Here is a 10,884-nt window from a genome sequence, read left to right as displayed (position 1 = left end):
GCATGCGTTTAAGTTATTTAAGTAATGATTTGTTTTATATAACACAACTAACTATGTATTAAGTGTGTTTTTTAGAAATAACAGACTATGTATTTTATTCTTAATTTTGGTAATATGCCTGATATTTTGTAGTAGTAGTTGTTCTTATTTACGTATAGTATCTATTTTAACGTAAACATAGCGGCCAGTGATCAGTCACATAAAATATTAGAAATATTTTATGTGACTGATATGAGAGATTACTAATACAGCAGATACAGCATGCTTTGTGATTCTCCAAAAGTGTCGTTAATGAAAAATGACAACATAGAACATTGAGATATGAGTAATATTGATGTATGTACCTGCAGAGTTTAATATATTAATGTATTAATGTTATTAATATTAGTAATTTACATGATATATTTTTATACAATCATATTGTTCAGATATTTATATTATCCAATAACTCATCAGAAGATGACATTAGCGTTTTGTTTGCGTATTTTTAAAAAGTAGACTGATATCTTTAAAGAAAAGTTTTCTTAAAAAATATAACATGCACTTCTTATATAAATATAGTTTTTTACACTCAAAGTAGTATATATGTATCTCAAGAAGTATTAATCTTTTACTTAATAAAGTATTTAGTAACATTAATAATAATATTAATAGTAATATGGTATAAAAATACTCATACATTTATATAACATTATATCAAATAATAGCAATATTTAATAAATAGGTAATAATTAACTGTTATTAAGTCTTGCTATTGCTGACCAGATGATTGCTTTCTTTTAAAGCATGCAATTACATTAATGATAGCATAATCTTGAATGAAGATGATTATACATATTAGCGTATACGCTCACCAGTAAATATGCTTCGCATCTCAGATGGGTGCGTTTGCCAACCGATTTCACCTGATAATACTGGAAAGTTATGTCCAAACTGCTCGAATAATTCTGTTAAATAGCGACAAGGGGGATGAGTGGTAATGTTAGCGCTAGTTGAAACCAGCGCTGTATTACATGCAAGACACAAATCAATAATAGAAGGATGATTACTGACTCGTACTGCTATTGTAGTAAATTCTCCCGTTAACCAGTATGGCGTGATATTGCGTGCAGGAAGTATCCATGTGACTGGACCTGGCCAGGTAGAAAACATTAGTTTTTTTTGCTGTAATGACAATTTTTCGTCAGCTACCCAAGGAATTAATTGCTGATAGTTAGCGGCAACGAGAATAAAACCTTTCTTAATAGAGCGTTTTTTTAAGGATAGTAAATGCATTATGGCTAGTTTATAAGAAGGATGACAACCCAGTCCAAACATGGATTCAGTCGGATATGCAATGACCATGGCATTGCCTATATAGTGTGCGCATTGCAATAGGGAATGTGTCGAAAGGTTCATGGTTACTCCGGTGGTATCTGGATAGTTTTTATAATAATATGATTGTTTGCGTAATATTATATTCATGCACATACATATGTATAATATATGTAAAGGTTGATTGGTAGTTGAAAATGAGCAGAAATAGGATTATACAGAGGGTATATAGTTCAGTTAATAAGAATATTTGTATAGCAGTTTTATTTAAATGAATGCATTATAATGTAATGTAGTATTTTTTAGAGTTTTTATCATTAAAGTGATTTTTCTTTATAATTTTTTATAAATGATTATCATATAAGATAATAGAGATTGATAAGTTAGATATATAGATTTACCACGATGCATGTTAGCTGTGATGCCTCTGACTAGAGGGGATAAAAAATTTTTTAGTTATTAACTTATTAAGTACTGAGTTTCTTGATACAAAATTAAATATAACTTTTTACTGAAAGATGCAACATAAAACAATATAATTATGAGGTTATGAATAAAAATAATATCCTTAACATTTTAACTAGCCATAAATTGTTCAATACTGTTTATTTTTTTTAATAAAAAAGCTTTACATTAAATTTTAAAAATGCAGATATTATTCACAAAATCAAATACTGAAAAAAATGTGATCGTATTTATATCTACAAATGAATACTACTCATAGAGTAGTATCAAATGTTATCCATAATATAACTAACGTTAAGATTTTAAGAACAGTGTGTAAAAAAACTATTTAATAAATTTATTTGCTCAAATTGTAGCACTAGAAGAATAATTAATGAACAATCCCTTCATTTAAATCAAAAATTAGTTCTTCCATTCTCTTGTAAGCATTTTCACAGCCAGGAATATTAAAAAGTACCATCAGAACAACCCACTTTAGATCATCTATTTGAAACTCAAAAGTATCAAGTGCCATGATACGATCAATAACCATTTCACGTGTTTCTAAATTTAATACGTGAATTTGTTCTAAAAATAGAATAAAGCCACGACAATTAACATCAAGCTGTTGCTTTTCAGCTATAGTATAAATGCGCATAGATAGGGGGTCAGAGGATAGAAACATTGAAGATGCTCGCCCAGATTGATAATCTGCTAATTTTTCTAACCAATTAAATGCATTAATAATGTCATCACGATGAAAACCGGCGCTAGATAAATCGTTAGTTAGCTTATCTTGGTCTATATGTGCTGCCATTTGATTATGCATATATGTTTCAAATAAGTATATTAGCACGTCGAACATGGGTATGCCCCTCCTTAAATCGGAAATGGCCGTTACATATCGTTATAAAATCTATATATGCGCTTAACGCAGATAGCTTAATGTGTATAATTAGATAGAGATTTATTAGCATGTTAAGTGATAATTTTGATAAGTATTAACTCACTTTCCTGCCTAATTATAAAGATAGGAAAATAGCGATAAATAATGATGCTATATATTGCAAAGTAATTTTTTTTTTAAAATCATTATAAATTTATAATATTATCATAATTATAAATACAAATATATCCAAATTCATTAAATAATTAAGAAAAATATTTATGTAAAAGAATAACTATTAGCGCAGAACAAAAAAAAGACTATCTAGAATATTAACTAAACCTAGCATATTACATAACTTTACTTCACATGACCTCTTTGCTTTAAAATTAATTTTTGATTACAGTTTTGTTAACTGGTGCAGTAATTACAGAATAATCACATTATATGATATCATCATACGTTTTTATATAAAATAGTATTTGGCGATTTTTCGTACTACAAATATTAGCATATATTTTAACAGTATCTTAAATGTTGTTTTATGTGGTAATTTGATAATATAATTATAAATATCATATTATATTCAGTTAGCACTAATACACTGTTACATTAAATTAATATCTCTAAATTATATTATTTAACCAGAATATATATGCACTAATAAAAGAGAATTTTGCTAGTATTTAATTTTTTGTTTTTTGGTAAAATGATAACACCTCATGTTGTTAATCTTGAATTTCATAATGATTGAATAGTTAAATCTATATATAAATAATTTTAAAGAAATAAAATAAATAAATAAATAAAAAATAATTATTATAGATATATCATATATAAGTTTTAAAAAAATAAATCTCAAATATAGAGTAATACTTTTATATAATATATACTAATTTATATTTATTGTAACTGGATGTATTTTGGTATGATCATTGTTACTATTTGTTATGTTTATACTCCAAGTCAAAAATGTAAAGGAGATATGTAGTAAAAACTGTAACAATCATGTAAATCTTATATAAATCTTAATGTATACAAGCATATATATTTGTAAAATATTTTTATGCTAGTAATAATTTATAGTCATTGTTTTAAATGAGCTAACACTGAATAGATGTACCATAAAAATGATAAAATGCATGTAGAATGCATATCCTATTAAATTTAAAATGACATTTTAAATTATACCATATGAAAATATATTAATCCATTAAAAATAATTCTAGCATACAATTGAGAAATAAATGCCCTTTTTTTGTCACTTTCCAGGATTCAGTAGTTTCTGTTAAGAAACCTTTTTTGATTGCTATCTCTATTGGGGTTCGAATACTATCTTCTGATAGTCTGGTATAAGACATATACTCATGTCGTGGTATTTCTTCTAGTAAACGGAATCTATTCATGAAAAATTCCAATGGTTTTGAATGATTGCTTACTGTAAAGCGTTTGCATAGATAATTACTAGACATGAATTTTCGCGGATGACGAGTCTTACTAGTTCTGATAATAGAACCATCAAGCTGAGTTAGCTTTCCGTGAGCACCACAACCAATTCCTATATAATCACCAAATCGCCAATAATTTAAATTATGTGCGCACAAATAACTTGGTTTGGAATATGATGATATTTCATATTGTTGATAACCGGAAACTGCAAGTAATTTATGACCTTTTTCAAATATTTTCCATAGTTCATCTTCATTTGGTAATTCTGGAGTTTTTGCAGAAAAAAGGGTACATGGCTCAATCATTAGTTGATACCATGATAGATGTGGCGTATTGAGAGCTATTGCGATATTAAGATCATTAAGTGCATTTTCTGGAGATTGATTTGGTAATCCATGCATAAGATCTAGATTAAAACTATGTAGATTAAGAGCAGAAAGGGTTTTTACTGCTTTTTTTGCTTCGTGTGCGCTATACATACGACCTAATTGCTTTAAGCTATCTTCTTGAAAACTTTGTATACCGACTGAAATTCGGTTTATACCGGCATTTGCATAACCATAAAATCGTTCTATCTCTAATGCCTGAGGATTGGCTTCTATTGTAATTTCTACATTATTTGATAATTCTAAATGCTCACGTATGCCATGTAGAAGACGTTGTATAGTTTTCACACTTAAAAGACTAGGAGTCCCTCCTCCGATAAAAATCGTATCAACCTTTCGGTTGGAAATCAATGGTATATCTAGTTGGAGATCGTTGAAAAGATGATATATATATTGATCTTCTGGGATGTTGTCAAGTAATACATGTGCATTAAAGTCACAATATGGACATTTTTTGACACACCAAGGGATATGAATATAGAGACTTAAATTAGGAAGAGTTAGCATATGTATACAATTATAAATTATAAATAAAAAAATAAAACCAAAATAATTATTTTATACTATTAAAATAGTAAAAATCAACCTTTGATTTAATAGCTTACGATGCGATTTTGATAAGTTTTATTATATGTATAATGATATTATCATAATAAATAAATATACTGTAAAGAGCATATAAACATTTTATTTAAAACATCATTTTCTTAGCACTATGAGCTAAGTGCTTTTATAGCTATATATATATTTAGTTATATAATATAGCCACATCAGCGCAAAATTAAGTTCATTGGTGAGCCATGCCGCACTAATAACTAATTGAAAAGATAGAATCTTAGGATATTCTTGTTTAATTTTAACTGAAAAATTATGACAGAGATTAAAAATGTAGCACATAACTTAAAGAAATGGATCATGCATAAGGTTATAAAATCAAAATAGTGTTTACTTAATAAAAGTTCATAAATAGATAATTGTTATATCCTAAATTGTATGACAGGTATTTTATCTGACAAACATTTTATTATCTGATTAGTATGATTAATATATCAAGGATTATCATAAAAATGAGTCAAATTTTTAACTTTAGTGCGGGACCTGCTATGCTACCCATAGACGTTCTACGTCATGCCAAAATGGAGTTTTTTAACTGGAAGGGTATAGGAATCTCTATAATGGAAATAAGTCACCGTAGTAAAGAATTTATACAAGTTGCTGAAGAGGCTGAAACAGATTTTCGAGATCTTCTTAAGATTCCGAATAACTATAAAGTATTATTCTGTCATGGTGGGGCGCGCGCGCAATTCTCTGCAATTCCATTAAATTTATTAGGTAAGCATACTAAGGCAGACTATATTAATAGTGGATATTGGGCCATAAATGCTATAAAAGAAGCTAAAAAGTATTGTAAACCTAATGTTACCAATGCTAAAATATCTATTAATGGCCTTCAAGCTATTACTCCGATGCATAATTGGAGTTTTTCAGATGATTCTGCTTATGTTCATTTTTGCCCTAACGAAACCATCGAAGGTGTTGCGATTCATGAAGTTCCAGATTTTATAGGAAAGACTGTTGTAGCAGATCTTTCTTCAACAATTCTTACGACGCCAATCGATATTAGTAGATATGGTGCTTTATATGCTGGAGCACAAAAAAATATCGGACCTGCTGGGTTAACACTAGTAGTTATAAGTGAGGATCTTCTTGGTAAGGCACGTAATGAATTACCTTCAGTTTTAAATTATAAGGTGCTAGCAGAGAGTAATTCTATGTTTAATACCCCACCTGTCTTTGCCTGGTATTTATCTGGTCTAGTATTTAAATGGTTAAAAAAACAAGGGGGGGTTCAAGAGTTATCCAAATTAAATAAAGTCAAAGCAGATCTTTTGTATCAGACAATTGATAGCAGCAATTTATATCATAATAATGTGGCAGATAATAATCGATCACGTATCAATATACCATTTTACCTTGCAGACGAAACATTAAACATACGTTTTCTGGAAGAGTCAGTTGCTGAAGGATTACATTCCTTAAAAGGTCATAAGATAGTAGGGGGCATGCGAGCGTCATTATATAATGCTATGCCATTATCTGGAGTAAAAAAGCTTACTGATTTTATGATTGATTTTGAATATCGCTATTATAAATAAAAATTAAATTTTATCTCTAAATCATAATAATATACAAATTGTAGATGAATATTAATAATATTTAGATGTAGTTTAAAAATGTAACATTACAAAATTATAAGCAAATAGTGTATCATCAATCTTGAAATATTATATTCAGTATAACTATCAAGAATGACGTAACTACGTTAAGTATGACAGATACTTCTAGAAGTTCTGTGTGTAATGTATTGTATATGAATTCAGTTTAAGATGGCTTGAGTTTAATATGAAATATATTTATATAATTATATCAATATAATTTAATTAGCATGAATTATATGTATTAACTAAATAGCATAAACTAAATAATATTTGTAAATATTACAAAAATTATTGTAGTTCTATATCTAGAATGTTTATTTTTTATATTTTATTTTTTTTCGGAATTTTTTTTGCGGAATTTTTATATAAAATCAGACACTTATTTATAATATTAGAATATGTATTTAAATATAATCTTAGAATCTGTATCTAAATAAATATAGATAAGATTTTTTTTAGAATATAATGAATATAGAGAAATATTAGAAATTATCTGATCATATCTTAAATAGAATAGATTAAAAATATATTAGATAATCAGTCTAATAAAATTATGTGATAGGCTATAATTTTTAGTTTGATTTTTGCATATACGTATTTTAATACGTATATGCAAAAATCAAACATTCTCAAATATTTCATTATAGATTGATAATAGTATTGAAAACGTAAATAATAGACTAATTATGCGAATTTAAACTAATTTTATGAATTTAAAAATAGTAATGGATTAATATTAATCAACCGATATTTTATTTATTATCGAGATGATTATGAAAGGAATTTTATCTACAATTAAAATTGTGATCACAATAAATTGGTATAATTTTGACTTTTTGTGCTTATGATTTTGTTATTAGATTGTTTGTGGTTTTATAATATATTCATCATCACATATATAAATAGATAAATAAAAATAATCTTATCACGTAAATAAATATATGTAAAATATGATCTCTTAATTTAGTTTTATTGTTTACGAATTTTTCAATGTCTATTAATAATGTTCATAAAATTCAGAGTAAAAGTTAGAAGTTAAAAAATAGACATTACATAATAATTTATGACTCAAATTTATGATTTATTAGAATAATATTGATGTTTATTTAGAGATAATGATATAATTATTGCTTAGATTAGAGAGCTATATAAGAGAATTACCATGATGATTTGCGCTCCCGTCATTACGATAGATGGACCAAGTGGATCAGGAAAAGGCACCTTATGTCAAGCTATGTCTCAGGAGTTGAAATGGAATATTTTAGACTCTGGCGCTATTTATAGAATATTAGCATTATTAATATTACATTACCAAGTAGATATAAGTTCTGAAAAGGCTATTATTTCACTGGCTAGTAATCTTGATGTGTGGTTTTTATTTCAAAACGGTGATCTCAAGGTAATGCTAAAAAGAGTAGATATTTCTGTAAAGATTCGTAGTCAAATAGTTAGTGACTTGGCATCTCGGATTGCTGCTCTTCCTTGTGTGCGTGGAATATTACTTAATCTTCAGCGTAGTTTTCGTAAGTGGCCTGGATTGATTGCGGACGGTCGTGATATGGGGACAGTAGTATTTCCAGATACACCTTTAAAAATTTTTTTAGATGCTAATTTAGAGGCGAGAACTTATCGACGCATGTTACAGTTGCATAAAAACGGTGTTAATGCTAATTTTAATGAACTTTTATTTCAGATGAAAGAGCGAGACGAGCGTGATTGTAATCGCTCTGTTGCTCCTCTTATGCTAAAAGATGATGTTTTGATAATTAATTCAACCTATATTCCAGCACAGAAAGTCACTGAAATAGCATTAGATTATGTACGCAAAAAACTAATTTAAGTGTTAGTAAATAGTAAATTAAATTAAGCGAGCGGAGGTGAATGCTTAACAGCTCAATAAGAAGATACATCTAACTCTGTGTTATGGATGCCATAGATAATATGAACCAACCCACTTTATTAGGAAGATAGGTGGACGTTAAATTCAAGAATCTTGAAGATTACTAATTATGACTGAATCTTTTGCTCAATTATTTGAAGAATCTCTAAAAACAACTGAAACTCGCCCAGGGTCTATCATACGTGGTATTGTGATATCAATTGATAAAGACGTTGTTTTGGTAGATGCGGGTTTAAAATCGGAGTCTACGATTTCTGTAGAACAATTTAAGAATGCTGCGGGTAAGCTAGAAATTAGTGTAGGCGATCAAGTAGACGTTGCTCTAGACGCAGTGGAAGATGGCTTTGGAGAGACAGTTTTATCTCGTGAAAAAGCAAAACGTTATGAAGCTTGGGTTGTATTAGAGGCGGCTTATATAAGTTCTAAAAATGTTATGGGTGTTATTAATGGAAAAGTGAAAGGAGGGTTTACAGTTGAGCTAGCTGGTATTCGAGCATTTTTACCGGGATCATTAGTAGATATACGTCCAGTGCGTGATACAGGTCATTTAGAAGGTAAGGAATTAGAGTTTAAGGTAATAAAACTAGATCAAAAAAGAAATAATGTCGTAGTTTCTCGTCGCGCAGTTATCGAATCCGAACATAGTGCAGAACGTGATAACTTATTAGCTAGTCTACAAGAAGGTTTGTCAGTACCAGGTATTGTAAAAAATCTAACAGATTATGGGGCATTTGTGGATTTAGGTGGTGTAGATGGTTTATTACATATCACTGATATGGCTTGGAAGCGTGTTAAGCATCCAGGAGAAATTGTTACAGTTGGTGATGAAATTACTGTAAAAATCCTCAAGTTTGATCGTGAGAGAATTCGCGTGTCTTTAGGGTTAAAACAGTTAGGTGAAGACCCGTGGGTTGCTATTGCAAAACGATACCCAGAGGGTGCAAAACTAAATGGTCGAGTAACCAATCTAGCAGATTATGGATGCTTTGTTGAACTTGAAGAGGGCGTGGAAGGTTTAGTACATGTTTCAGAAATGGACTGGACAAATAAAAATGTGCATCCATCTAAAATTGTTAATGTACATGATGTAGTGGAAGTTATGGTATTAGATATTGATGAAGATCGCCGTCGTATTTCGCTAGGTTTAAAGCAATGCAAATCTAATCCTTGGCAGAAGTTTGCAGAAACTTATAATAAAAATGATAGAGTGGAAGGTAAAATAAAATCTATTACAGATTTTGGGATTTTTATTGGCTTAGAAGGTGGTATTGATGGCCTGGTTCATCTTTCTGATATATCTTGGAGTACGTCAGAAGAAGATGTAGTGCGTGATTATAAAAAAGGTGATGAGATTTCAACAGTTGTTTTACAAGTTGACGCAGAGAGAGAGAGAATTTCTCTAGGTGTGAAACAGTTAGTGGAAGATCCATTCAGTGTTTATCTTGCTACTAATAAAAAAGGCGCTATTGTTTGTGGTCATGTAAGTTCAATCGATGCTAAGGGTTTAACGGTGAAATTAAATGATGGAGTAGATGGTTATTTAGCATTTACTGAAGAGGGAGAGAACAATGCAGACGATGTTTCTCCTATTATTAAAATTGGGGATTATATTTCTGCTAAATTCACTAGTGTTGATCGAAAAAATCGACTTCTTCTACTGTCTAACCGCTCTAAGGATCAATCTAATACAAGGGAAGTTTTAACACCTACACCATATAAGAAAGAAGATGAATCCTTTACTGGTGCTATGGCGGAAGCCTTTAAAGCTGCAAAAAGTGACTGATTATAACGAGAGTCAGGATATTAATTATTAGTTAATTATCTTGCTCGAGATAATAATAAGGGCATGCTTATATGATTTCTTATTAAAAAAATCTAAGTTTAAAGTTTAACAGTTAACCATTTGTCTATTTTAAATATTATAAAATTTAGTAAAATATTGAAATATTGTACAGATGAGCAAATTTTTATATTGTTTGAATTTTTTATTATAAATCAAATGTAAAAAAAGGATAAGTTTCGGTTTAGTATAAAAATATATACTATTATATTTTTAGAGTAGGTAAAGTTGTAAGTAAATTTTTGAGTCTATTATTGATGTTTATATCTTTCTTGTTTCTATATAGCATAGCGATAATTTTAATATTTAAAAAATATCACATGGTGTGATTATTTAAATTAAAGATTTCATAATTCTTTGAGTATGAAGTAAAAAATTTCTATAAGATCTTTATAAATATTTATTAAATTTGATTTAAAACTTTTCATTCAAAGATATTAAATAGT

General features: G+C 28.8%; 6 protein-coding genes. 3 read left to right on the top strand and 3 right to left on the bottom strand.

Going from position 1 to position 10,884, the window contains the following annotated elements:
• Positions 1 to 837: 837 nt before the first annotated feature.
• From tsaC to hemW, 3 genes are all read right to left on the bottom strand, one after another.
• On the bottom strand, positions 838 to 1,398 hold the full coding sequence (tsaC, locus tag ERCISPPA3004_RS03305; protein ID WP_157990650.1) for an L-threonylcarbamoyladenylate synthase type 1 TsaC: 561 nt from the start codon (positions 1,396 to 1,398) through the stop codon (positions 838 to 840).
• A 751-nt stretch (positions 1,399 to 2,149) separates the two neighbouring features.
• A complete protein-coding gene (locus ERCISPPA3004_RS03300) occupies positions 2,150 to 2,623 on the bottom strand; it encodes a DUF494 family protein (protein WP_157990649.1) in 474 nt (157 codons plus the stop codon).
• A gap of 1,226 nt (positions 2,624 to 3,849) precedes the next feature.
• A complete protein-coding gene (hemW, locus tag ERCISPPA3004_RS03295) occupies positions 3,850 to 4,986 on the bottom strand; it encodes a radical SAM family heme chaperone HemW (RefSeq protein WP_157990648.1) in 1,137 nt (378 codons plus the stop codon).
• Between the two features lie 560 nt (positions 4,987 to 5,546).
• Here hemW and serC point away from each other — a divergent pair.
• The 3 genes from serC (at position 5,547) to rpsA (ending at position 10,381) form a co-directional block, all read left to right on the top strand.
• Positions 5,547 to 6,635, top strand: coding sequence for a 3-phosphoserine/phosphohydroxythreonine transaminase (serC, locus tag ERCISPPA3004_RS03290; protein ID WP_157990647.1), 1,089 nt, complete (start codon positions 5,547 to 5,549; stop codon positions 6,633 to 6,635).
• A gap of 1,225 nt (positions 6,636 to 7,860) precedes the next feature.
• Positions 7,861 to 8,538: a (d)CMP kinase gene (cmk, locus tag ERCISPPA3004_RS03285; RefSeq protein ID WP_157990646.1), complete on the top strand. Its 678-nt coding sequence runs from the start codon at positions 7,861 to 7,863 to the stop codon at positions 8,536 to 8,538.
• A 169-nt stretch (positions 8,539 to 8,707) separates the two neighbouring features.
• Positions 8,708 to 10,381, top strand: a complete 1,674-nt coding sequence (gene rpsA, locus ERCISPPA3004_RS03280) for a 30S ribosomal protein S1 (protein WP_157990645.1) — start codon at positions 8,708 to 8,710, stop codon at positions 10,379 to 10,381.
• The last annotated feature ends 503 nt before the right edge of the window (positions 10,382 to 10,884 follow it).

The organism is Candidatus Erwinia haradaeae (assembly GCF_900698995.1).
GTDB classification, from domain to species: domain Bacteria; phylum Pseudomonadota; class Gammaproteobacteria; order Enterobacterales; family Enterobacteriaceae; genus Erwinia_E; species Erwinia_E haradaeae_C.
The sequence above is the reverse complement of the archived record's forward strand: the minus strand, read 5'-3'. Positions and strand labels throughout refer to the sequence as shown.